The following is a 23,865-nucleotide window of genomic DNA, read 5'->3' on the forward strand; positions in this document are numbered from 1 at the left end:
GGCGTCCTTTGACGGACACCCCGGCGCCGAATTTTGATCTGCGATGGGTATATCTAAAATAAATCAAAACTCGGCTGTCTTCTGCCCAATTTTGATCTCCGAAATGGGCATATCGGAAAACTTTAGCTATTAACGCAAGCATAGCCCTCTAATTTTAGGGTTATCAGGAAAATTTATGACTATGAAAAAATCTTCTCACCGTCAGCGCATTGGATTGTTTGTGACGGTGTTCTTGACCGGTGCATCGGTAATGGTAATTGAGTTACTCGGTACTCGTATGATAGCGCCTTTTTATGGGACCAGTCTTTATGTCTGGTCTTCGTTGATTTCAGTAACGATGATAGCTTTGGCGTTCGGGTATTTCACCGGTGGGCGTTTGGCCGATTCATCCAAGCCGATTGGTCTGGCGGTCGTGATCGCTTTGGCTGCCTTGTTTACTTTATTGATTCCATGGATGACGCGACCGATTTTATTGATGACGGATCCGCTCGGTTTGCGTGGCGGCGCTTTTGTCAGCTCGTTTCTATTATTTGCGCCGGCATTATCTTTGCTTGGCATGGTCGGTCCGTTCGCGATAAAACTGGCTACCTTGCAATTAAATTCTGTTGGCTCGAGTTCGGGTAGCATTTATGCGGTGAGCACCTTGGGGAGTGTAATCGGAACGTTGATTTTGGGTTTTTTTCTATTTCCCTTGGTCGGGTCGCGTGAAATTTTGATTTCGTTAGGCTTGCTTTTGATGGGGCTGGCTTTGGTCATTGCGTTGACCGAGAGAAGAACTCTGGGTTTTCGCTATACTGTCGCGCCATGTTTGGCGTTGGCTGCGCTGGGTTTGATTTTGTTACCCGGCATCATCGGTTCTGGGAAGACGTTTGATGGCAATAGTAAATTCAAAATCGTTTCCCAACATGAGAGCCTTTACGGTTGGGTGCGGGTAATCGATCAACCCGGTAATGATTTACGCATGTTGACTTCCGACGCATCGACGATCGGTGCGGCAAGCATTTCGACTGGTAAGAACTTGCTGATCTATCAAGAAATCGTTGGTTTGATTCCGGCTTTACGCCCATTCTTGCAAAGGGCTCTGATCGTGGGTTTAGGGGCTGGGCATATGGCCAATGTTTTACGGGAGCGATTCGGTATCCTCGTCGATACGCTCGAGATCGATCCTGCCGTTGCCAAGGCAGCGGTCGTGCATTTCGGATATGAGTCGAACGGTCGCGATATTGTCGGCGATGCGCGCTATGAAATAAGGCATTTGACCGGGCCTTATGATTTAATTATTCATGACTGTTTTACCGGCGGTTCGGAGCCATCGCATTTACTGACGCTTGAAACGTTGATGCAATTAAAAGGTTTATTGGCCGAGAAGGGTATTTTGGCACTGAATTTCGTCTCATTTACTCAGGGTAATAACGAGGCGCTGTCGTCCGTTGCAAAAACACTCGATCAAGTATTTTCTCGGCAAACCGTTTATTTTTCACAACCTGATGAAAATTTTAACGATTTTATTTTTCTTGCGTCCGATGCCGCTATCGAAATCGATTCAGCGAAATTAAAACCAAGCGAGCGATTATGGCTTGAAAAACGACGTTATCGAGTGCCTCAGCATCAAGGTATCGTCTTGACCGATAATTTTAACCCGCTGGAACAGATGCAAGTTTACAAGGCAGAACATTATCGTAATGTCGTTGTCGGTTGGTTTGGCGCGAATTTATTGCTTCGCTGATGATTTTCTATACCCATCTTTGATCAAAATTCGGCGTCGGGTAATATGTCCATATAGGTTCTATGCTCTCTCACTTAACTACTCCCTTTTGATTGAAAAACCGTCTAAGAATAAAAGGTATGGGATGTGTCTATCGAGGAACGCCGTAAACCCATCCATGGGGACTTGGCGGCAGCTCCCTGCTGCCGACATCCTCGCTAGCCACACCCCATACCTTCATAAAGTTAACCATTTTTTGAGTATAAAGGGAGTAGGTGAGGGAACGAACACTCCTGCGCCTCCTCCTTAGGCATTGCGGAAATTTGAAGTGCGAAAACTATAATTTAGTCCCTCAATTAACAAAAGAATGGGTAAGGGGGATGAGTTAAACAAATTCTCCTATTGATGATCTTGAATTAACAATCAATTTAATATTTTCATCATTATCAACAATCGCTAAACTATGCTTTTTTTAAAGAGCGCCCCGGCTCTTAATGTTTCGATAAATGACAACCGACAATAATGTGACGACTCTATTTCCCCTGCCGCAAAACCACCCGCAACGTTTCGTGTTGCACAACGAAGTCCATGCCCGCGCATCGCTGAATTTGGAGTTGCCGATCAGGGCCTCTCATCTGGCCTTGCTGTTGACGAGCGACGAAAAACAGCGCGAACGCGAACACCTGAGCAAGCTCTGCGAGCGTTACGGCAAGCCCTGTCCCGAAAAAGACGCTAGCCATTTGAGCGAAACCTTCGATACATTCGAGATTCGGTGGGAACAGCACAGCGAATTTAGCACCTACACGTTTTACGTAGCGAATACGCCGGCCGATCCGTTTTCTGATCCTGCGTTGAAAAAAGTGCCGGTCGATTGGCTTTCTGAATTGCCGGGTCAATTGATGGTCGCCGCGCATGCCGCAATTCAACCGGCGGTCGTCGTCAAGAACGGCGATGGACTCGATATGGCCGCGATTTCCGCCTGTTTCGCGAACAATCCGGTCGTCGGTTCCAGCGTGACCGGCGGGGATGCCCAGGTATTCACCGATTTTAGGGTGCATGTCGACGGATTCAGCCGTTTTCTGATCGTCGACCACAATTTGCGCTCGGCGCAGGCAGGGCGATTGCTGCATCGTTTGTTCGAAATCGAAGTCTACCGCGTGATGGCCTTGCTGGCGTTCCCAATCGCGAAAAAGCTCGCCCCGGAACTAAGACGAGCCAACCAAAAGCTTTACACAATCACGAATGCGATGGCGCAATCGGACAACAGCAACGACGCAGGTTTGTTGGACGAATTGACGACGTTGGCTGCCGAAATCGAAAACCATATTTCGACGCATCTGTTTCGCTTCACGGCCGCAGGCGCTTACTATCAACTCGTCGGTCAACGCCTCGAAGATTTACGCGAAGTCCGGATTCAAGGCATACAGACGCTCGGTGAATTCATTCGCAGGCGCATGGAACCGGCGATGAGTACTTGCTACTCGACCTCAAAACGTTTTACATCCCTGTCCGAAAGAGTCGGCAATGCGAGCCAATTACTGCGAACTCGCGTCGATATCGTGATCGAACGACAGAACCAAGGCCTGCTGAGCTCGATGGCGCGCCGCGCGAAGATGCAATTCAAAATGCAACAAACCGTCGAAGGCATTTCGATCGTCGCGATCACCTATTACGCGACAGGACTGATCGGCTCGGTCTCCAAGGCGCTTCGTGCGGCCGGTTGGCCAGTCAATCCGGAGCTGGCAGTCGGCGCGGCGATTCCGTTCGTGATGATCGCGGTTGCCTTGGGCCTGAAACGGATTCACAAGATGATCGAAAAGACGAGCGAGGAATGAAGTCGGGTAGGTCGGGTTAGCGTAGCGTAACCCTACGTTTTAAGGCGTTTCATTTTTCATTGTTGGTTTTGGGAATGCTTTTGCCTGAAATTCTGGTTTCCCAAGGCCGGCAAGCCAAAGTTTGCGAATCAATCGTTCCTAAACTAAGGACTGAACACCAAGAAAATCAAAATTTGGAGACAGAGGCGCGATTTCGATGCGCCTATGTAATTTGTAAGTTGAAAGAATAGCGTTGGATAGGGAAAATTAAACCTGACCCTGAGGTATCCCCACGAAATAGCCAAATAAAACAATTTGCTATGGCTGAAAATTGATAGCTATATTTATTTTACATCGTTCCTTCGCTCTGCGTGGGAATGCATCCCGGGACGCTCTGCGTCCCCAAAGGTCGATAATCCCGACAAGAGCAACCAGGCATTCTCTACAGTTTCTTAATCCAATTACCCGCGGCAGTCGACGCAGAGCGTCTAAATCGGCATTCCCACGCAGAGCATGGGAACGAGCGTTTTGTGGGGATACATCAGAACCTGACCCCTTTTTCACTTTTTCAACAAAGATTAAGTCTTACTCTTTTTCCAATCTTCCGGTTACCCAAGCGGGATTTCTTCGGCAATCCAGCACGGCATAAACGATGATATCCGGTTTTTCGACGATATAGTAAACAGCAAAAGGAAAGCGCTTGGAGAGTAATCGGTAATAGTTGCCGAAAGACTGCTGATGTATGCCGTAATACTCCCTTTATACTCAAAAATTAGCTAACTTTATAAAGGTACGGGGTGTGGCTAGCGAGGATGTCGGCAGCAGGGAGCTGCCGTCAAGCCCCCATGGATGGGTTTACGGCGGTCCTCGATAGACACACCTCATGCCTTTTATTCTTAGACGGTTTTTCGATCAAAAGGGAGTAGATGAGCAAGGAATCAATATCCGAAAATAACGAATCAAGAAAATAACCACCTAATCCTGGCGACTGTTGTTCGTAGAATTGATAGCCGTTGACTAAATCTTCATTGGCTGCCGGGAGGATTTTAATATTCATTGCGTCCGTTGGCGAATTGCTTTTTTGGCATCTTGCCAGTCCATAGGTTGTCCGTGTCCGGCCTGCCGGTTTGCTTCCCTGATTTGCAAAACATCGCCATGCCAATCCGGTGATTGCACGTTTTGGTGCTGGCAAAGATCGTCCCAGATTTGCTCCATCGTGGCGAGCTTTTCTTCCAAGGTCATGTTGTTGATTGCGACTGCGTTCATAGTACACCTGTTGGCGTTGTAGATTTGTTGAGGATATTTTGGCATGAATGCAGGCTATTTTATAGGTTGCCGTGCCTACATTTAGATCTGTTTTACGGCTTGATTATGTGGTTGTGGGGTGAGAATGTGTCCCTCGTTTTTATTTACCAAGTAGCTGCAAAGAACATGGCATTACCCCGAATTCGGTAGCGCCAATTATCAAACATGCAATTGCAAATGGGCAGTAAGTGCTCGTATAGTGGATCTTTTCACCAAAGGGATTTCTTCTATGTTCCATTGCTGCCGGTGAGATTGCCCGTTAATAAGTGATTTCCTTCAACGCGTCACCGAAGCCGAACCGCAACAGTTCGATATCAATAGCTTATGACCGACTTGCTCCTAGCCAACTCGGCAAGCCCAATGTGAGCGCCGGCCAATAAGTGATGATTAGCACGGCCAACAGCAGAATGAAGAAAAAGGGCAATGTAGCCTGATATAGCTGTAGTAACGGGCGCTGGAATCGGTAACTGGCGATAAACAAGTTCATGCCCACCGGCGGCGTGAAATAGCCGATTTGCATATTCGCCAGAAAAATAATGCCTAAATGCACCGGGTCTACGCCATAACCGACCGCGATCGGCAGTAGTAACGGAATCATGATGACCAACGCGGCGAAGATGTCGAGTATCATGCCCAAGACTAGCAAAAACACGTTCAGCGCGATGAGAAAGGTCAAGCGGCTCGAAATATGATCGTGAACGAATTCGAACAAACGTCCCGGCACATTGGCATCGATCATCACATTCGTCGAGGCCAACGAAACGCCTAAAATTACCAGAATGCCGCCGACCATGACCATTGCGCTCCGCATCACGGCAGGCAATTGGCTGAGACTGATTTCGCGGTGAATCAATACTTCGACGATCAGTACATAGACCGTCGTGACGGCGGCGGCTTCCGATACCGCGAAATAACCGCTGTAAATACCGCCCAGCACGATAAACGGCAAAGGCAATTCCCAGCGCGATTCGCGTAATGCCTGCCAAGCTTCGTTTACAGTGAATCGGGTTAGTCCAATATCGCGGTTACGCCAATAACTCCAACCCGACAACATGATTAGCATCAGCAGACCCGGCATCACGCCGGCCAAAAACAACTCATCGATCGTAAACGGACGGCCGACGCTCATTTGCTGTGCGATAACGCCGTACAATATCAACGGTAATGAAGGGGCGAACAGCAAACCGAGGCTGCCGGATGTCGTCACTAAGCCGAGGCTGAAATTTTTACGATAACCGGCTTTGATCAAGGCCGGATAAAGCAAGGCGCCCAATGCGACGATCGTGACACCCGAAGCGCCGGTAAACGCCGTCAACAATGCGCAAGCCGTCAATGAAACCATGGCAAGTCCGCCCGGTAGCCAGCCCAGCAGCGCTTGCGTCAGGCGCATCAGCCTTGCCGGCGCTTGGCTTTCACTTAGTAAATAACCGGCAAACGTAAACAGCGGAATCGCCAGCAATATCGACATATCGGCCAGGCGGTAAAACTCGATCGCCACGACCATTAGATCGATGTCGTTATGATAAAAACCGAGCAGGGCGCTAGCGGCGATAATCGCGAACAATGGCGTGCCCAATAGCGCCAGAACGATTAGCGCAACGACGACGAGCATCAGGGCGCCTCTCTATTCAACAAGACCGAAAGCCCATGCAATGTAAAACGCAGGCTCATGATGCCGAAGCCGAATGGAATGACCAGTTGGCAAATCCAGGCGGGAACCGAGGCGAATGCCATAGTCGCATATTGATAGTCCATCAACGTCAATCGCGCGCCTTGCCAAGCCAACAGAGCGCAAATGATAGCGGTAAACCAGTGGCTGAGGAGTAGAGAGGGTATTTTTAGAAAGCGAGGAAGGAATTTGCTAAGGACATCGATACTGATATGGTTATTATCGCGGGTTGCGGCCATTGCCCCGAGCAGCGCGATCCATAGCACCAGGATACGCAGCAGCGGGTCGGCCCAGTCCAAGCCGGAGCCCCAAACGTTTCGGAGAACGACCTGGCCGATGGCCAGCAGAATCATCGCGGCGAGTACCAACGCCAAAATGCCGTCTTCGAGACGCCTTAAACCTTTGAAGAGACGTTGGAGCATGGGTTTAACGGGCCGTACCCTGGCGAAAATCGTTCAGATGCCGTCTTAAGGTCTCGATGATCGATTGGCAGAGAACGCCTTCCCGCTCCATTTTGGATTTAGTATCTTCGAGCATCGCTTGCCAGTTTTTTCGATCGTTTTCATCGGTTGCGACGAATTGAATGCCTTGGTTGCGTAAAACCCGGAGCGCTTCGGTATTGTCGCGGCGATTGATACTGTTGAATTCCTTATAAACCGCGCCGATCACATCGCGAACGATTCGTTGATCGTCCGGCCTTAATCGCGAGAAGGCCCGTGCTTGAACGATCATCGTGCCGTACAAATAAGCCAGCGGTTCGTCGGTGACGTATTTGACGCGGGCGTGCCATTGCAGCGCAATCGCGCCCATCGGCGAACTGGCGACCGTATTGATCAATCCGGTTTGTAATGCGGTCATTACATCGGTAAGCGGCAGCGATATCGGCGATACGCCGATGGTTTGAAAGGCGCTCCGGCTGATGTAATCTCCTTCCGGAACCCATATCTTTTGGCCTTTCAGGTCTTCGACCCGCGACAACGGTTTGTCCGACATCAAATAAGCAAAACCGCCTTCGCTCAAGCCGAAGCTGATAAAGCCGTTTTGTTCGAGGCCTTTGATGATCAAATCGTCCATGCGCGAGCGCACATAATCGACTTCTTCGAAAGAACGGAAAATCAGCGGCAAGCTATACACCTGAGAATCCGGGAAAATTTCCTTCAGGCCGCCGCCGGGAAGAATGCCGCCTTGTAATTGATTGACATTGATTTTACGCATCACGCTGGCATCGTTGCCCATGATGCCGCCCGGATAAAAGCGAAAGGTGACACGGTCGTTCGTGCGCCGTTTGATTTCGTCGGCTGCCTCGCGCATTTTTTCCATCCAGATGGTTCCATCCGGCGAAGCGGTCGCGATCTTGAGCATTTGCGATAAGGCCGGCGACGAAAAAACCATTAGGCACGTTAAAAACAAGGGCGCGATTAAATGAGGCATGGCTTACTCGTGGAAATAGCTGTCGGATTCGTCTAGTAATTGTTGGGCTTCTTGTTGCGCGATGGTATTGGAAAGGGACAGGCCCGGTACATTCGGATCGGTCTGTAGCACTTCGCGCAACAAACGGTCGTGCATTTCACGGTCATATAGCATCCGAGCATAATTTCGTGCCAAGGCAACCTTGACGGCCAAATCGTTGCCGTTCGACAGTTTTATCGCGCGCTCGAAATGGCTTTTAGCGGTTTCCGGGTTGCCGCCCAAAGCCGGCGATAATTGCGAGCGGAGTAGTCCCAGATAGTAATGCGCCCGTCCGGAATCGAAAGACTCGTCCAATTCCAGGATTCTTTCGAATAAGGATTCGATTTTCGGGCGGTCGGCAATCGCATTCCAATCGCGGCTGTGAGCTTGCAGCCAAGCCGCCCAAGCCAATCCGTAGGAATAGAGCTCATTCACGGCCGTGTGATCGGCATTTTGCAAAGCAGGCGCAAAAGCGTCATGTGCCAATTGGTCGATATGGCATAAGGATGACCGTTTCAAACAAAGCGCTCGCTCGGCGTAATCGCGCGATTTTCGGGATAGCTTACGGGCCCGTGCAGGATCTTTAACCAACTCCGATGCATACAAGGCATAGAGTTTAGCGCCGGAAATCAGCAAGTCTGTATTTTCCGGTTGTTGTTCGATGAAGCCGTCGGTCATCAACAAATAAGCCGGCAAACCTTCGCGCACGATCTCGATGTCGTTTTGATTGAGAATGGCATCGGACAAAGAATCGGAAAGGTTTTGCAGAGACGCGCTCACGCAGCCCATCAACAGCGCCGATAAAACCGGCAATAAAATAAATCGGGTTAATTTTAGTTGGACCACAGGATTTTTCCGATCGATTTGAGTTTAGGGCGGTCATTATACCTTTCCTAGTGGGTGACGGAATAACCGCCATGTAGTATTGGATTTAAATGTCGTGCTGGATTCTTGCTAAGTTTAGGTTTCATTTTTGACACCGTCTGCAAAAAACCGTGCTTCTATTGGCGATGCGTATTTCGGTGAGCGGCGTCAAGCAGGTGCGGCAGGGGGCTCCGGCTCTTCCGTAGACTTGCAATTGTTGTTTGAAATAACCCGGCTTTCCGGTTTCGTTGACGAAGTCTCTCAGCGTCGTGCCGCCTTGTTCGATGGCGCTGCTCAAAACCGTGCGGATACAGTCGGCGAGTGTTCGGTAACGGGCGAGCGATATGAGACCGGCCGCGCGGGTCGGTTTGATGCCGGCCATGAACAAGGCTTCGTTGGCATAGATATTACCGACGCCGACCACGATATGGCTGTCCATGATGAAGGATTTGACGGCAATGCTTCGGTTTTTCGACAAACGATAAAGATAATCGCCGTTAAAATCGGTTAGCAGGGGTTCGGGGCCGAGTTCTATCAACAAAGGATGCTCGGTAATCGCTTTGGAAGTCCACAGTACCGCGCCGAAGCGTCTCGGGTCGTTGAAACGCAGTATCGTCGTATCGGAAAACACCCAATCGACATGATCGTGTTTCTTGATTTCTTGTTCGCGGTCGACGATACGCAGATTACCCGACATGCCCAAATGGATGATCAGCACGCCTTTTTCGGTGTGCAGCAATAAATATTTCGCTCGCCGGTCGACCCGTTCGATGCGGAGTCCGTTCAAGAGTCGGTCTAACCGATCCGGCACCGGCCAGCGCAGGCGGCCTTGGCGCACTATCGTTTCTTGGATGATCCGGCCTTCGATATGAGGCTTGATGCCTCGGCGGGTGGTTTCGACTTCAGGTAATTCGGGCATGATAAAGTTGGCGCGTCAAATTGAGTGGGGCGAACCGGCGGTTCTCAACGGCGCTTACGCCGGTACCAAATCAACCAGCCGGTTATCAACAATACTAACGGAATAATCAATAGAAAGCCGAAGCCCATCAGGGTGACCGATAACGGTGTCAATTGCAGATGCCGATCCGGAGCTGATTTGACAGGGATGGCGACATAGCGATCGTCGCGGAGCAGCCAGTTGATCATTCTTAGGCCCAACTCAAGGTTGCCGACGTTGCCAAGGTAGGCATTGGCGAGAAAGTCCCCGTCGCCGACTAGAATAATGCGTTGTTCGGTCGTTTCATTGATTTGGCGGGTCAAGGCGTAAGCCAGACTCAATGGACCTTTGTGTTCTTCGGAGTCGGTCCATGATTCATCGGAGCTTTTTATTAAGACCTCGATGTCGAATGGGCTTTTCTCACGGCTCTGCAGCGCCGCTGCGGCCGGAAATAGCGTCATCGTCTGTAGATTTTGCGTAACCGGGTGGCTCGGGTATTTGGGGACTATCACGAAGCTCGGGTCGTTTATTCCGTAGAGCCCGGCGCTCATATCGGCGATCGTGCCGGGCAAGCGGTCGATGCCTAGATAGTCATCCAGACCGCCCGGAATCAGGCTGTCGGGATCGGCCAACCATAATAAATGGCCGCCTTGTTCCAGATAGTCATGCAAAATGCCGATTTCTCCCGGCAACAAGTCGACGCGCGGGCCGGCGATGACCAATAAGTCCGAATTATCCGGAATCGCCGGGATTTCGGCCAGGTTGAGCGTTTGTGCTTTGATGTTGCGTTGCGCCAGCTCTTCGCCGAAGCGGCTCAAGTCGAAATTGGCGCGCCCTTCGGGCGACTGTTCGCCGTGGCCGGTTAAAAAACTGATCCAACGAACATTCGCGCCGGTCAATTGTTGTAAGGCATTGGTGAATGTCGATTCTTCCAGAAAATTGATACGTTCGGTGCGTTCTTGATATTTGACAATGATAGCGCCCGAGGCGCCGATTTCCAGTTGCCGCGTTTTTTCCGGCGTCGAATCGGGGTCGATGAAGGTCAATTCGATATCGGGTTTGTGGAGCTTAAAGCGATCGATCAATTGCTTGATCTGGGATCTGAGTGCCGGATCTTTTTTTATATAAGCCGTCACGACGATTTTATCGGTCAACGAATTTAAGACATTTTGACTGACCGACGATAGGGTATTGCGCGATCCGGCGGTGATGTCAAAGTGGACCGGGCGCAGCGTGCTCAACCATGCCAAACCGAAAAGAACGCTAAGCCAAAGTGTGGTATGGAGCAGGTTTTTGATGCGCAGTTGCCGGTGAATATGGCGCGAAATTTTCATTTTTGCAGCCGGTCGTTATCGAGGTTACGAATGCTGAGGATCAGGAAAGTCGCGGTAAATAACGCGAAATAGATTAGGTCGACGGTGTTGATCAAGCCGCTTTGCAGGTTTTGAAAATGCCTTAGCAAGGATAGGTATTCGAATAGTTCGCTTTTATCGTCGCGAAGCCCGGTCGACCAGTCCACAATCCATAAGAGCATTAACAGCCCGAATGCGCCCGTCGCGGCAACGGTCGGATGTCCCGCGAGACACGACATGTATAGGCCGACCGAGCTGAAGGCGGCCAATAACAACAGCAATGCCAATATATTCGCAAACAGTTTACCGAAGTCGAGTGTGCCGCCGGCGAGCAGCGAAAGCGGCATTAGCGTGATCAACAAGAGCACGGTCAGCATTAAGCCTAAAATTCCCAGGTATTTACCGATGACGATTTCGGTGCTCGATACCGGCGCCGAAAGCAACAGGGCCAAGGTTTTATTGCGCCGTTCTTCGCAAATCAGGCGCATCGTCAACATCGGCGTTACCAGCATGAAGATAATCGCGGCATTGCCGTACAGCGGGGCGGCGATAACATCGGTCAAGCCGGGCGCATTATCCAAGCCTTCGAGTTGAGGCTGGAGGATGATGAAGGTTTCGACTTGGGTGAGAAACAAGTAGGCTAGGATAAATTGTAAAATCGCCAGTATGGACCAGGCCAACGGCGATAAAAACAGGCTTTTGAATTCGCGTAAGGCTATTGCAGTAATCATTATTGACAATGGTGTATTAGGCCGAAATTGAAATTCATGCGGACGACAGTGTAAGCGCAAACGTGTTCAGAGACAATTTTTAACGGGTGCTGATGCCGCACAATGTTTATAGTTTGTTTTTATTACCATGAAGAGCATGAAGATAATGAAGGAAAGAGTATTGAGTGCTTTATGAACCGTCCAAATAACACAGATGAACTCAATAAATAAATTCAATGGAGTTACGCAGCGATTTCAAAACCAGTTAATGACTAAAAAATATCAAAACGATGGCGGGACTGGAGTGCGATGACACAGGCTGTTAATGGTTGGTCACTCAATTAAATTAATAACATTGTATCTTCAAGTCCTTCATGCTCTTCATGGTAAAAAATAAGTAACATTTTTTGGAATCAGCACCCTTTTTAACCCTATACCTGTGTCAGTCGCTACCGAATCACGGTTGCGATTCCGAATAACACCGGCAGAATGAATAGGCTGACCCATAAACCGCATCGGATCATTTGTTTTTGCGGAACTAAGCCGCTACCGAAAACTATCGCATTCGGAGGCGTCGCGACCGGAAGCAAGAAAGCACATGAAGTCGTCATGGCCACCACGATAGCGATCGATTGATTATCGACTTGAGGCGCGATACCGATAAACAAAGGTATCAACAGTGCCGCGCTAGCCGTGTTACTGGCAACTTGGGTAAGTAGCATGGCGAACAGGATCATCAGCATCAGACTGCCCAATACGGGCATCGCGGTAAAAGGGCCGTCGAGTCGTTCGGCGAGCCATGAGCCGGCGCCGCTAGAGGACAACATGAGACTGAGTGTAAGGCCTCCGCCGAATAGCAACAATACGCCCCAGTCGACATTGTTCTCAATATCTTTCCAATGAACTAAACGCAATCCGTGCATCAAAATCAGCGAGAATAGAGCTACCGAAGCATCGTAACCGCGGCCGATACCCAGCCATCGATTTAGCGGTGCTCCGAATGCCCAGAGTCCTACCGTCAGAAGAAATACCGTCAGCATTAAAGTATGAGATCGTGACCAAAGTATTTCGTGCTCCGGAGTTTCTATTTCGACCTGTAAATTTGGTCGAATCGCAATGCGTAAGGCCAATTCCATTAGCGGCATCATGATTAATACGGTGGGCAGACCGAACAGCATCCATTGGCCGAAATCGATACCGACAATGGATGCCGCAATAGCGTTTGGCGGACTTCCGACAAGGGTTCCTATGCCTCCGATATTAGCTGAGAACGCTACTCCAAGCAGAATATAGAGGTAGGTCGAGCGGAATTCCTTAGGGTTTAAAGGCGATAGCAGGCCGAGCGCCAGCGGCAGCATCATCGCGGCGGTTGCGGTGTTGCTGATCCACATCGATAAGAGGGCGGTTAACCAGAATAGATAGCGCGATGCGATATCGACACGGCTACCCGCCTTTGCAATCACTGAGGCCGCAATCCAGCGATCAAGTCCTTGTTTCTGTAAGCCGCCAGCGAGAGCGAAGCTGCCGAGAAAAAGAAAAATGACCGGGTCGGCAAATTGGCTGAGCGCTTCGTCAAAAGCCATTATGCCGCTCGCGGAGGCCAGCAAGGGGACTAATAGCGCGGTCACGCTTATATGGAGCGCCTCGCTGACCCATAACCAGGCGATAGTAACCAATATAGCAATACCGCTGCCGGCAAGGCCGATTTCGCTGCCCAACCAGTGATTCAGGCTCAAATAAAGAACGGTTGCAATGGCAAGATTAATCGATCGTGACATATGCGGGGATTTTCGGCTCACGCTGTTTACCCATCGTAGATCAAAATTCGGCGCCGGGATGCCCTTCGGAGCGAGTTATTTAAACCGTTACCAACGTTTCGTTTTACCATAAGGGTTTCGCTGAAAATAACTTCCTGGAGTTATGAGCTTTGTCGAGGGTTCGTTAACTCGCCTGCCCTCAATAGTCACATCCCGTACCTTTTATTCGTAATTATTCAAACCCCCTATCGTTCCCACGCTCCAGCTCTCATCGTTATACATAAGTCGAAAAAAGCCAATAAAATCAACTCTGTTGCTATATGGCAACAGTGTTGATTTATAAGGGATTTTCATACTTGTGTATAAGAGAGCGCAGAGCATGGGAACGAGAATAGCCGTGGGACTGAATACTCACTTTTATTCTTTGACGGTTTTTCTATCAATGGGAGTAATTTGTTAATGCGTTTCATTTATGGCTGCAACAAAATGTAGTAAGTTTAGCTATCTAACGAACATAATTTGCAGATTGCTTGAATCTACATTAGATAAATAGATTAGTCTACACGGTTCATTCCCTTCATTATTTTAGTACGATGGTTTCAACTCGATTGACAGTGTTGAGTGTGATTTTACCTTCCTGGGCTAGCCAACCGATGCTGCGCTGGATAATCTTTTCTTCTTCAGGAAGCTCCTTGAGTAATCTTGTAACGGAAGTTTCGCCATTTTTATCCAAGTATTGCCAAATGTTACCCGCTGTTAAACCGACGCGCTCACGTATGCTTATTTCCGGAGTTTCGGCAGCCTTTGCTAGAGAAGGGGTGCTTGTTTTTCTAGTGGATGCTCGGGTGGATCTGGTCTTTTTAGGCGTTACTTTTGAGGTTTTAGGTGTGACTGGTTGTTCTATTGTTGCTTTAGACTCTTCGACGTTTTGAGCCTTTTTTGGGGTTGGCAAAGTAGAGCTTGTTTTCTTCGGTGTTTCTTTAACCGCTTCGGGTGCTACGGTCTTTTCAGTCTTGGATTTGGTTTTTTCAGTGGTGGTGTTAAATTTTTTCATAATGATATAAACAATAAAAAGTAAAAAAATTAGAATCGACCATTCAAGCATATAAGCATTCCTTTCTATAGATCGATTTTACTCGAACTTCAAAAAATAAGTAAAAACGAATAAGAGATATAAACTCTTCGTGGATCAAATTTTGGAATTAGTCAAAAATTATCAATTAACTCAGATTTAACAAATGCAGTGCTATTAAAGATAAATTTATATATAAATCAATATTATACAATTTAAAGATATTAAGGCTGGGTTAAGGTTGTTGGTAGTGATTTACGGTTAAATTAACGAAGGTTATAGATCGTACCTATAAATTATGGAAATTATGTGCTTAGAAAAAGTGGAATATCGCAGGAGTTAAAATTCGCCTAAGACTCTTGCTTCTTTATGTAAAAATGCCGAAACTTGAAACGAGATGAATAGTTACTTATCGCACATCAAATTTCGGCGCTTCAGTATCATTCCCCTTCGGAAGAAGGGATAAAAAACCGAAATTTGATAGGCGAGCACAAAAAAATCACAAAGAATTGAAAAAATAAAAAGCCTTTAAATAAAGCAAACATTCAGTCCTCTCTTTGAAAAAGAGGGGCTAGGGGAGATTGTCTAAATAAATCCCCCCTCAATCCCCCTTTTTCAAAGCATAAGTATCTACACAAGTTTTATATCATAAATACAATGCGTTACAAGCTGGCCTAGCATCCTCTCCTGTTGAAGAGGGTTGCGGTGGTGAGAGTAAAAACAATCACTTATATTCCCCTCATCCCAACCTTCTCCCGCAAAGAAAAAGGTGCAAGTACTTGTGTAGGTACCTATGTTTTCAAAGAGGGAGGCCAACAATTACGAATGAATTGCGGTAATTTGCCACGAGTCTGAATACTTACATTTTAACTAATGAGGCCTCGATACCATTGATTGTCGCTTAACACACTCTCGGCCTTCCCTCACCTAACGCTAGGTGAGGGAAGGCCATTGACTTTCAATACCCACTGATTTTTTAAACAGTACGCTCCCAGGTGTTCGATAACATCTGTTCAGCACCTTTACCGGTAGTTGTGTATAACGGCGAGCGCTGGGGCGTAAGAATGATAGGGGTGTGAATAATTACCTCAAAAAAGCGTTCTCTTCCGGCCATTTATAAACCGAAACCGAAAAAAGTCAAATCGGATAAGGAGCGGGCATGAAATAAGTTCCCCACCCGACACTGCGGTTTTACCCGAATTTTAGTGAAATTATGCCGTTGTTTGTGCAACGATGAAGACCGAGAAAAAGTATTGTCGGTTGCAAAAGTTAAAAAATATAATCCTAAGTATTTGGAAATACGCAAAGCTTTTTACTTTCTCCTAAAGCTATCAATAGCCTAAACATAAAATCACAAATTCCACTCTGTGTGTTCAATTTAACTTCTCTGTTCCGAACCGCGTGTCAAAAATTAGGCTCTTTATCGGCTTAGACTTGTTATCATAATGTCATCTTACAATATTATAATCCGCTTATACTTTAAGCTTAATTTTCAAGGTAGCCCATGATCGAACATATGGTCAGACATTACAAGATTTTGTCCATTGTCGGTAATATCATTACTGTAAATGTTGACAGTGCCTTTGCAAGCCAAGAAATCACGACTCGATTCGGGGATTTAGCCGAAGTCGAAGACGTCAACGGCAGCGAGTCTTTGGCTCAAGTCATCAAAATAGATGGAAGCAAGGTGGCTTTGCAGGTTTTCTCGGGAACTCGGGGCATTTCGACTGCGGCGTCGGTGCGTTTTTTAGGTCATTCGATGCGAGTGACTTATTCTGCGAATATTCTTGGCCGGATTTTTAATGGTACGGGGGAGCCGATGGACGGTGGTTCGACGCTTAAGCCCGACCCGAAAGTGACGATTAACGGTGCGTCGGTGAACCCGATGAAACGAGTTTTAGCTTCGAAAATGATACGAACGCAAGTGCCGATGATCGACCTGTTCAATTGTCTGGTGGAAAGTCAGAAGATACCGATTTTCTCTATTTCCGGCGAACCGTTTAACGCATTTTTGGCTAGAATCGGCATTCAGGCTGATGCCGATATCGTGGTTTTTGCAGGGCTTGGCCTGATTTTCGATGATTTTCATTATTTTAGATCGCAATTTGAGGAAGCGGGAGTATTTGCGAGGACCGTGATGTTTTGCAATCTGGCTTCCGATCCTATCGTCGAACGGCTATTGGTGCCGGATATGGCATTGGCGGTCGCGGAACGCTTTGCAGTAGAAGAGGGCAAGCGGGTGTTGGTGTTGATGACCGATATGACCGCTTATGCCGATGCAATGAAGGAAGTCGGTATTTCAATGGAACATGTTCCGTCGAATCGCGGCTACATGGGAGATCTCTATTCGCAGTTGGCGCGCCGATACGAAAAAGCCTGCGATTATAAAGGTGCCGGTTCCGTTACGATTTTGTCGGTGACAACGATGCCGGGTAACGATGTGACGCATCCGGTTCCGGACAATACCGGTTATATTACCGAAGGCCAGTTTTATTTGCACGACGGCATGCTCGATCCTTTCGGTTCGTTGTCTAGGTTGAAGCAACATGTCATCGGTAAGGTCACGCGCGAGGATCATGCGCAAATCATGAATACGATGATCCGTTTTTACGCGGGCTCGGTCGACGCAGAACAAAAGCAGGCGATGGCTTTCGATTTGTCCGATTACGATAAAAAGTTGCTCAGATTCGGACAATTATTCAAAAAACGTTTCATGGATATCAATGTCTCGATTTCATTGGAACAGGCTTTGGATTTAGGGTGGCAAACCTTGGCCGAATGTTTTGAGGAAAGCGAGTTATTAATGAAACAAGCCTTGATCGATAAATACTTCCCGAAGAAAAATCATGGCCAGACTCTCGCTTAACAAGGCTTCATTGCATAAGGAAAGCGCCAAACTCAAGCGCTACCGGCAATATTTGCCTTCGCTCGATCTCAAACGAAGACAGTTGATGGCCGAGCGGGCCAAAGGCTTGGCGCAGCTCAAAACTACCGAACTGCAAATCGAACAGTGCCGACAAAAAGTGAGCGAAACATTACCGATGGTGTCCTATCGGGATATTAATTTAAACGATCTGGTTAAAGTCTCGGCGGTCGAAATAGGCGAGGAGAATATTGTCGGTATTACGGTGCCGATACTAAGGAAGGTTGACCTAGTGACGATGACCTATTCGCCTTATCTGAAGCCGCACTGGGCCGATGCGTTGGTCGTGCAATTGAAACTTATGCTGGAGTTGAAGTTACGGCAACAGGTCGACAGACGTCGATTGACGATTTTGGAAGCGGCGGTCAAAAAAGTGACACAAAAGGTTAATTTGTTCGATAAGGTGTTGATTCCTAAAACGGAGCGCAATATACGCAAAATCCGTATTTATCTGTCCGATGCCGAACGAGCCGATGTTGTTCGGGCAAAAATGACCAAACAACTCCGTATTAAACAAGGTGTCTAAATGGCAATCGTCAAGCTGAAAAAGATTACTTTTTGCGGCATGTTGTCCGATAAGCGTCGGATATTGGAGCAAGTGCAAGCCTTAGGCGGTCTGCACTTGATTCCTTTAGCCGAACCGCCTGGGCAGGAGTTCGGCGCGCCTAAAAATACCGAAGGCGTGGTCGAAGCGCTTAAATATCTTAATGCCTGCGCGAACAAAAGACATCAAACCAAAGATGCGACGCGTTTCGATCTTGAAAGGATTACCGAGGAAGTTTTGGCCATTAAGGCGAAATTTCGCGAGTTGACCGACATTTACGACGCCTTGTCGAAACGAATCGATGAGGTTGAACCGTGGGGCGACTTCCAGCTACCGGAAACCGAACAATTGGCCGGTTACCGATTATGGTTTTACATTATTCCCAAAAGAATGATGAAAAAGCTCGAGGACTGCGACTGGGTTTGGCAGACGGTTTATCAGAATAATTTATATTGCTATGTCGTCGTCGTTGCCGAATCCGAGCCGCCCGAAAACAGCATGCCGGTGGCAAGAACTCATACCGGCTCGATACCGCTTTCGACATTGAAAACTCAGCGAAGCCAAGTCGAATTGACGCTCGAGGATTTACAGGCCGAACGAGAGTCCTTGACTCGCTGGATTACCTTGATGACGGTGCATTTCAGTGAGGCGCTGGATCAGGCCGATTTGGCCAAGGCGCAAACAATTACACGCGACGAGGCCGGCGTGTTCGCCTTGCAAGGCTGGTTGCCGGAAGCACATACCGAAAAATTTCTTCGTTTTGCCGAACATCATGGTTTGGCCGTATTGGTCGAAGACCCGGATCCCGGCGACAATCCTCCGACCTTGCTCGATAATCCTCGGCAACTGGCCGGCGGCGAAGATATCGTCAATTTTTATCAAACGCCGAATTATTACGGTTGGGACCCGTCTATTGTCGTGTTTTTTTCATTTAGCGTTTTTTTTGCGATGATTCTGTCCGACGCAGGTTATGCCGCGGTTTTCGGGTTAATACTGATGTTCAAATGGCGCAGTCTCGGGCAGAGCATCAAGGATCGGAGACTTAGAGTCCTGGCTGCTAACACCGTGTTTGCTTCGCTTGTTTGGGGAGTTTTATCGGGCGGTTATTTCGGCTACAGTCCATCCGAAGAAAGATTTATTTCTGCATTAAAGATTATCGATATTAACGATTTCGACGGGATGATGCGCTTGTCGATCGCGGTCGGCGTCGGGCATATTGCCTTGGCCAATGCGATTCGAGCCTATCGCCGATACCCTTCCTTAACGGCATTGGCCTCTATCGGCTGGCTGTTGGCAGTTGTCGGCGGTTTTTGTTTTTGGCTTTCGGCGACAACGGATAATGACGGGTTGCGTCAAGTAGGCATTATTTTGCCGGCTACGGGCGGCGTTTTGTTGTTGCTGTTCAGCAGCGAACGAGGTTTAAAACGCTGGAGCGACTTGTTTTGGCGTTTGCTGGACGGTGTCAAGAGCTTGATCGGCATTACTCAATTGTTCGGTGATGTGCTCAGTTATATGCGTCTATTCGCATTGGGTTTGGCTAGCGCGTCGTTGGCGCTGACTTTTAATCAATTGGCGGTGCAGGTTTATCATGCCTTACCCGGTCCCGGGTTGTTGTTCAGTATTTTGATCTTAATCGTCGGCCATGTCTTGAATCTGATGTTATGTTTGATGAGTGGCTTGGTACATGGTTTACGTTTGAATTTTATCGAATTTTATAACTGGAGCGTTTCCGATGAAGGTTATCCCTTTAAAGCATTTTCCAAAAAAGGAGTCCGTTGATGGCTGAGGTATTAGTGATTTTAGGATGGATCGGTTTATATGCGCCGATGGCCTTGGGTGCGATCGGCAGCATTATTGGTTGTGCGGTTGCAGGCCAAGCCGCGATCGGCGCGATGCTCGATACCGAAACCGGGCACGGTCGCTATGTCGGCGTTTCGGCGATGCCGTCTTCTCAGGTGATTTATGGCATTGTCGTGATGTTTACGCTGAATCGGCCGATTACCGAAGCGAATGCTTCCGGTATTTTTGCCGTTGGCGTCTTGGCCGGATTCGCACTGATGTTCAGTGCGATTTATCAAGGGCAATGCTGCGCCTCGGCGATTCATGCCTCGAAGGCCAAACCCGAGATTTTCGGTTTATCGGTAGCCCCCGCCGCGATCGTCGAAGGCTTTGCCGTCTTTGCATTTATTTTCGCCCTAGTGATTAGCGGCGGAATTCCTCAATCTTAAGAGTCGAGAGTATGAAAGCGGAAAAAGCGGAAGTCGCATCGAGCGGCGTCGAGAAATTGATCGAGCGCTTGAGAGAGGAAGCGATTAATGCCGGACAAGCTAAAGCCGAGGATATCGTCCTTAACGCACAAAAACGAGCCGCTTGGATTGTCGAGGAAGCCGAGCAAGAGGCGCAATTATTGCTTGAAAAAGCACGAGCCGAAGCCGAAGCGCTTAAATCTTCCGGTGTCGATGCGTTGCGCTTGGCGGGGCGGGATGCGTTACTTAAATTACGCGATACTTTGCTCGGTAGCTTTAGTCAGGAAGTCATGCGCGTGGTCGGTAAACAAATGGCCAAATCCGAATTTATCGAGCAATTGATACTGGCATTGGCGGGCCGAGTCCGAGAAAAAACCGGGCTCGATCAAAATTCTAAAATCATTTTTCAATTACCCGAGGATATCGTCGGCGTCGAGGATTTGCGAAGAAACCCGGAGGAGCTTAAGCAAGGAGCCTTGTCGCATCTGACCGCCGCGATCGCATCGGATTTGTTGCGCGATGGCGTATCCTTTGAAGTTTCGGATCAAATCAAATCGGGTATCGTGATCAAGCTTGAAGAGAACAACATGGTCATCGATTTTACCGATGAAGCCGTTACCACTTTGTTTTTGGAGCATTTACAACCGCGTTTTAGAGCGCTCTTGCAAGGCATCGTCAAGTGAGCGGCGAAAATTATAAATATACGCTTTTACTTAGCAGCCTTCCTGTCCATCCGACGGAACTATTCGAGACCCGTCAGCCGCCGATTTCGCGCATTCAGTTGGATAAGCGTTTGGCCTTGCTAGATAACGAAGATGCCGACGATTTGGCAAGAATTGAAGCCTTGCTGCATTGGTCGAAAATGAAAGAACTCGATGACGAAGCCGTCGTTAAACAAGGGATGGTCATGTGGCGTGCAATCAGGAACCCGTTTCTAAAAGAGGTCGTCATGTGGCGTTTGGAATTAAGGACTATTTTGACGGCGCTCAGAAGAAGGCGCGACGGCGAGAGTTTAACCTTGGGCGCGCCTTTTGACGGTTTTGGCGAGCGTTTACGCTTTATCAAAAAACATTGGCGTGAATCGGCTTTCGGAATGGATGCCTTATTGCCTTGGGTTAGACAAGCCAGCGAATTGATTGAACAAGATCGGCCGCTGGAGTTGGAAAGACTGATTCTCGAGTTGATTTGGCGGCATTATCAGAGAGTCGGGCAGGGGCATTACTTCGATTTTCCCGCAGTCGTCATTTATGTATTGAAATGGGATGTCATTAACCGTTGGACCCATTACGACAAAGAGCAGGCCGTTTTACGATTTGACGAATTAGTCTCGGCCGGATTAGACGGCGTTTCGATTGAATTTGGATAAATTTCTACGATGAATGAAAGCACATTGACAACGGGTTTGGATCAGGCTTCGGCGAGAGTCGTCTCTGTTCAGGACGATATTGTATCGATCGAATCGGTTGCTGACACGCCGCTGACGAAGAATGAAGTCATTTACATTTTGCCGAGCCGAAGCGAAGCTAAACATAAAGAGCGGCTTAAAGCAGAAATATTGCGTATTTACGGCAATCGTGCCGATGCGCAAGTTTATGAAAACACAACAGGAGTCGGTGTTGGCGATCCGGTTGTGTTGACCAGCGAATTACTGTCGGTCGAACTTGGGCCCGGGCTTTTGGGACAAGTCTATGACGGCTTGCAAAACCCCCTCGATTTATTGGCGACCGAATACGGCTATTTTTTGCCTCGTGGAGTCGATTTGCCTGCGTTGGATCAAAATACCAAGTGGGCATTCACACCGTGCGTACAAGCCGGTGCAAAACTCTATGCCGGTTGTGCGATCGGGGCCGTTCAGGAGCGCCGCTTCAGTCATAAGATCATGGTGCCGTTCGACATCAATGGCGAGATCGAGGTGACTTGGATTCAGGAAGGTAATGTTACGGTCGATGAGGCCGTCGCAAAAATCAAACTGGCCAATGACAAAGAGCGAATCATTACGCTCAAACAGCGATGGCCGATTCGCTTGCCGTTATCGCAACAACTGCTGCGCAATAATGTGGTGCAACGCCAATATCCATCTGACCCCTTAATAACGCATTTACGTTTGATCGATACTTTTTTTCCGATTGCCAGAGGCGGCACCGGCTGTATCCCCGGGCCTTTCGGCGCAGGCAAGACGGTTTTACAGAGTTTGATATCGAGAAATTCGGAGGTCGACATTGTCATCGTGGTCGCTTGCGGGGAGCGAGCCGGCGAGGTCGTCGAGACCATCACCGAATTTCCGATGACCATCGATCCGAAGACCGGCGGATCGTTGATGGACCGCACGATCATTATCTGTAACACTTCGTCGATGCCGGTTGCGGCCAGGGAGGCGTCGATCTACACGGGAATCACGCTCGGTGAATATTATCGGCAAATGGGTTTGAATGTGCTGTTGCTGGCCGACTCGACGTCTCGTTGGGCGCAGGCGATGCGCGAAACGTCGGCGCGGCTCGAGGAGATTCCGGGCGAAGAGGCTTTTCCGGCCTATTTAGACTCGGCGATTAAAAATATTTATGAGCGAGCCGGCGTAATAAAAAACCGTGACGGAGGAACCGGAAGTCTGACGATGATCGGAACCGTTTCGCCGGCCGGCGGTAATTTCGAGGAACCGGTTACGCAATCGACCTTGAGCACGGTCAAGACTTTTTTAGGACTGAGTGCCGACCGGGCCTATAAACGTTTTTATCCGGCTGTCGATCCGTTGCTATCCTGGTCTCGTTATTTAGAGCAGCTTAGGTCTTGGTATGATCGTGAGCTTATTTCAGGGTGGACTGAACGCGTATCCAAAGTTTTAGACTTGCTTGTTCGGGGCGACGGTGTCTATCAAATGATACAAGTCGCCGGCGAGGAAGGCGTTACCTTGGAAGATTTTGTGCTGTATCAGCAAGCCATGTTCATCGATATGATCTATCTGCAACAGGATGCTTTCGACGATGTTGACGTGTCGGTTCCGCTTGAGCGGCAAAAAGAAATATTTATGCTGATTATCAAGTTGGTCGATGCGGAGTATCGCTTTACCGACCAAAACCATGTGCGGGATTATTTTACTCGTCTGACCGGACTCTTCAAAAATCTAAATTATGCGGTTTGGCGTTCAGCCGAATATAACGATTTACTCGCTAAAATAGAGAGTTTGTATAAATCGGTCGATAATCCGGGTTAACTTAGACGAGTCTGCGATATTTATGTATAGGGTAGTCAGGTTCGGTTGCTCGATTGATAGGTGTCGACGGTAGGGCGGATTTTGCTCCTCGGCAATTGCTCTTGCATTGTCCTGCTACACGCTATTCTTGGCTATACTCATCGTGGATTAAAATTCGGCACCGGGGCCCGGCAAAGGACGCCGTGAATACGTCCATGTAGGCTTGACGGCGGCTATCCCTGCCGCCGACACCTGTCAATCGAGTCACCAAACCCCCTTCCGACAGTTGTCTAAGTTATTTCATGCTCGTTCCTAACTGCGAGTAGTTTTT

General features: G+C 48.5%; 19 protein-coding genes. 9 read left to right on the top strand and 10 right to left on the bottom strand.

The window, feature by feature from the left end:
• Positions 1-181: 181 nt before the first annotated feature.
• Together WJM45_RS09415 and WJM45_RS09420 are read left to right on the top strand one after the other, a co-directional pair.
• Entirely contained in the window at positions 182-1,726 is a 1,545-nt protein-coding gene (locus WJM45_RS09415) for a fused MFS/spermidine synthase (RefSeq protein ID WP_341328684.1), read from the top strand.
• A 485-nt stretch (positions 1,727-2,211) separates the two neighbouring features.
• Positions 2,212-3,540 (top strand): DUF3422 domain-containing protein, encoded by a 1,329-nt coding sequence (locus WJM45_RS09420; RefSeq protein WP_341328685.1) that lies wholly within the window; start codon positions 2,212-2,214, stop codon positions 3,538-3,540.
• A gap of 1,032 nt (positions 3,541-4,572) precedes the next feature.
• Here WJM45_RS09420 and WJM45_RS09425 read toward each other — a convergent pair.
• The 10 genes from WJM45_RS09425 to WJM45_RS09470 all read right to left on the bottom strand — a co-directional run bounded on the left by WJM45_RS09425 (position 4,573) and on the right by WJM45_RS09470 (position 14,667).
• The gene (locus WJM45_RS09425; protein ID WP_341328686.1) at positions 4,573-4,785 is read right to left on the bottom strand and encodes an addiction module protein; all 213 of its coding nucleotides are present in this window, start codon (positions 4,783-4,785) and stop codon (positions 4,573-4,575) included.
• Positions 4,786-5,146: 361 nt separating this feature from the next.
• Positions 5,147-6,436 carry a TRAP transporter large permease subunit gene (locus WJM45_RS09430; protein ID WP_341328687.1) on the bottom strand — a complete coding sequence of 430 codons (1,290 nt, stop codon included), beginning with the start codon at positions 6,434-6,436 and terminating at the stop codon, positions 5,147-5,149.
• Positions 6,436-6,915, bottom strand: a complete 480-nt coding sequence (locus WJM45_RS09435) for a TRAP transporter small permease (protein ID WP_341328688.1) — start codon at positions 6,913-6,915, stop codon at positions 6,436-6,438. Before WJM45_RS09435 ends, WJM45_RS09430 begins: the two co-directional genes overlap by 1 nt.
• Before the next feature lie 4 nt (positions 6,916-6,919).
• Positions 6,920-7,924 carry a TRAP transporter substrate-binding protein DctP gene (dctP, locus tag WJM45_RS09440; RefSeq protein WP_341328689.1) on the bottom strand — a complete coding sequence of 335 codons (1,005 nt, stop codon included), beginning with the start codon at positions 7,922-7,924 and terminating at the stop codon, positions 6,920-6,922.
• A 3-nt stretch (positions 7,925-7,927) separates the two neighbouring features.
• Positions 7,928-8,788: a TRAP transporter TatT component family protein gene (locus WJM45_RS09445; protein WP_341328690.1), complete on the bottom strand. Its 861-nt coding sequence runs from the start codon at positions 8,786-8,788 to the stop codon at positions 7,928-7,930.
• Positions 8,789-8,909: 121 nt separating this feature from the next.
• Positions 8,910-9,725 (bottom strand): bifunctional DNA-formamidopyrimidine glycosylase/DNA-(apurinic or apyrimidinic site) lyase, encoded by an 816-nt coding sequence (gene mutM / locus WJM45_RS09450; protein ID WP_341328691.1) that lies wholly within the window; start codon positions 9,723-9,725, stop codon positions 8,910-8,912.
• Between the two features lie 44 nt (positions 9,726-9,769).
• Positions 9,770-11,077: a GldG family protein gene (locus WJM45_RS09455; RefSeq protein ID WP_341328692.1), complete on the bottom strand. Its 1,308-nt coding sequence runs from the start codon at positions 11,075-11,077 to the stop codon at positions 9,770-9,772.
• On the bottom strand, positions 11,074-11,826 hold the full coding sequence (locus WJM45_RS09460) for an ABC transporter permease subunit (RefSeq protein WP_341328693.1): 753 nt from the start codon (positions 11,824-11,826) through the stop codon (positions 11,074-11,076). Before WJM45_RS09460 ends, WJM45_RS09455 begins: the two co-directional genes overlap by 4 nt.
• Positions 11,827-12,254: 428 nt before the next feature.
• The gene (locus tag WJM45_RS09465; protein WP_341328694.1) at positions 12,255-13,604 is read right to left on the bottom strand and encodes a DASS family sodium-coupled anion symporter; all 1,350 of its coding nucleotides are present in this window, start codon (positions 13,602-13,604) and stop codon (positions 12,255-12,257) included.
• Positions 13,605-14,142: 538 nt separating this feature from the next.
• A complete protein-coding gene (locus WJM45_RS09470; RefSeq protein WP_341328695.1) occupies positions 14,143-14,667 on the bottom strand; it encodes a winged helix-turn-helix domain-containing protein in 525 nt (174 codons plus the stop codon).
• Between the two features lie 1,471 nt (positions 14,668-16,138).
• Here WJM45_RS09470 and WJM45_RS09475 point away from each other — a divergent pair.
• Genes WJM45_RS09475 through WJM45_RS09505 form a run of 7 tightly spaced genes read left to right on the top strand, consistent with a single transcriptional unit; the run spans position 16,139 to position 23,555 of the window.
• The gene (locus WJM45_RS09475) at positions 16,139-17,500 is read left to right on the top strand and encodes a V-type ATP synthase subunit B (RefSeq protein WP_341328696.1); all 1,362 of its coding nucleotides are present in this window, start codon (positions 16,139-16,141) and stop codon (positions 17,498-17,500) included.
• Complete coding sequence (locus WJM45_RS09480) at positions 17,481-18,083, top strand: V-type ATP synthase subunit D (protein WP_341328697.1); 603 nt, start codon at positions 17,481-17,483, stop codon at positions 18,081-18,083. Before WJM45_RS09475 ends, WJM45_RS09480 begins: the two co-directional genes overlap by 20 nt.
• Entirely contained in the window at positions 18,084-19,880 is a 1,797-nt protein-coding gene (locus WJM45_RS09485) for an ATPase (RefSeq protein WP_341328698.1), read from the top strand.
• Positions 19,880-20,329 carry an ATP synthase subunit C gene (locus WJM45_RS09490; protein ID WP_014148134.1) on the top strand — a complete coding sequence of 150 codons (450 nt, stop codon included), beginning with the start codon at positions 19,880-19,882 and terminating at the stop codon, positions 20,327-20,329. Before WJM45_RS09485 ends, WJM45_RS09490 begins: the two co-directional genes overlap by 1 nt.
• An 11-nt stretch (positions 20,330-20,340) precedes the next feature.
• Entirely contained in the window at positions 20,341-21,030 is a 690-nt protein-coding gene (locus tag WJM45_RS09495; protein ID WP_341328699.1) for a hypothetical protein, read from the top strand.
• Positions 21,027-21,713 (top strand): DUF2764 family protein, encoded by a 687-nt coding sequence (locus WJM45_RS09500; RefSeq protein WP_341328700.1) that lies wholly within the window; start codon positions 21,027-21,029, stop codon positions 21,711-21,713. Before WJM45_RS09495 ends, WJM45_RS09500 begins: the two co-directional genes overlap by 4 nt.
• Positions 21,714-21,722: 9 nt before the next feature.
• The gene (locus WJM45_RS09505) at positions 21,723-23,555 is read left to right on the top strand and encodes a V-type ATP synthase subunit A (RefSeq protein ID WP_341328701.1); all 1,833 of its coding nucleotides are present in this window, start codon (positions 21,723-21,725) and stop codon (positions 23,553-23,555) included.
• The last annotated feature ends 310 nt before the right edge of the window (positions 23,556-23,865 follow it).

Source organism: Methylotuvimicrobium sp. KM2, from assembly GCF_038051925.1.
Lineage (GTDB): Bacteria > Pseudomonadota > Gammaproteobacteria > Methylococcales > Methylomonadaceae > Methylotuvimicrobium.

Bases quoted from the DNA above. Each gene is read 5' to 3' on its own strand.
- WJM45_RS09415 (WP_341328684.1), top strand. From the start codon at position 182: ATGAAAAAATCTTCTCACCGTCAGCGCATTGGATTGTTTGTGACGGTG.
- WJM45_RS09420 (WP_341328685.1), top strand. From the start codon at position 2,212: ATGACAACCGACAATAATGTGACGACTCTATTTCCCCTGCCGCAAAAC.
- WJM45_RS09425 (WP_341328686.1), bottom strand. From the start codon at position 4,785: ATGAACGCAGTCGCAATCAACAACATGACCTTGGAAGAAAAGCTCGCC.
- WJM45_RS09430 (WP_341328687.1), bottom strand. From the start codon at position 6,436: ATGCTCGTCGTCGTTGCGCTAATCGTTCTGGCGCTATTGGGCACGCCA.
- WJM45_RS09435 (WP_341328688.1), bottom strand. From the start codon at position 6,915: ATGCTCCAACGTCTCTTCAAAGGTTTAAGGCGTCTCGAAGACGGCATT.
- dctP (WP_341328689.1), bottom strand. From the start codon at position 7,924: ATGCCTCATTTAATCGCGCCCTTGTTTTTAACGTGCCTAATGGTTTTT.
- mutM (WP_341328691.1), bottom strand. From the start codon at position 9,725: ATGCCCGAATTACCTGAAGTCGAAACCACCCGCCGAGGCATCAAGCCT.
- WJM45_RS09455 (WP_341328692.1), bottom strand. From the start codon at position 11,077: ATGAAAATTTCGCGCCATATTCACCGGCAACTGCGCATCAAAAACCTG.
- WJM45_RS09460 (WP_341328693.1), bottom strand. From the start codon at position 11,826: ATGATTACTGCAATAGCCTTACGCGAATTCAAAAGCCTGTTTTTATCG.
- WJM45_RS09470 (WP_341328695.1), bottom strand. From the start codon at position 14,667: ATGCTTGAATGGTCGATTCTAATTTTTTTACTTTTTATTGTTTATATC.
- WJM45_RS09475 (WP_341328696.1), top strand. From the start codon at position 16,139: ATGATCGAACATATGGTCAGACATTACAAGATTTTGTCCATTGTCGGT.
- WJM45_RS09480 (WP_341328697.1), top strand. From the start codon at position 17,481: ATGGCCAGACTCTCGCTTAACAAGGCTTCATTGCATAAGGAAAGCGCC.
- WJM45_RS09485 (WP_341328698.1), top strand. From the start codon at position 18,084: ATGGCAATCGTCAAGCTGAAAAAGATTACTTTTTGCGGCATGTTGTCC.
- WJM45_RS09490 (WP_014148134.1), top strand. From the start codon at position 19,880: ATGGCTGAGGTATTAGTGATTTTAGGATGGATCGGTTTATATGCGCCG.
- WJM45_RS09495 (WP_341328699.1), top strand. From the start codon at position 20,341: ATGAAAGCGGAAAAAGCGGAAGTCGCATCGAGCGGCGTCGAGAAATTG.
- WJM45_RS09505 (WP_341328701.1), top strand. From the start codon at position 21,723: ATGAATGAAAGCACATTGACAACGGGTTTGGATCAGGCTTCGGCGAGA.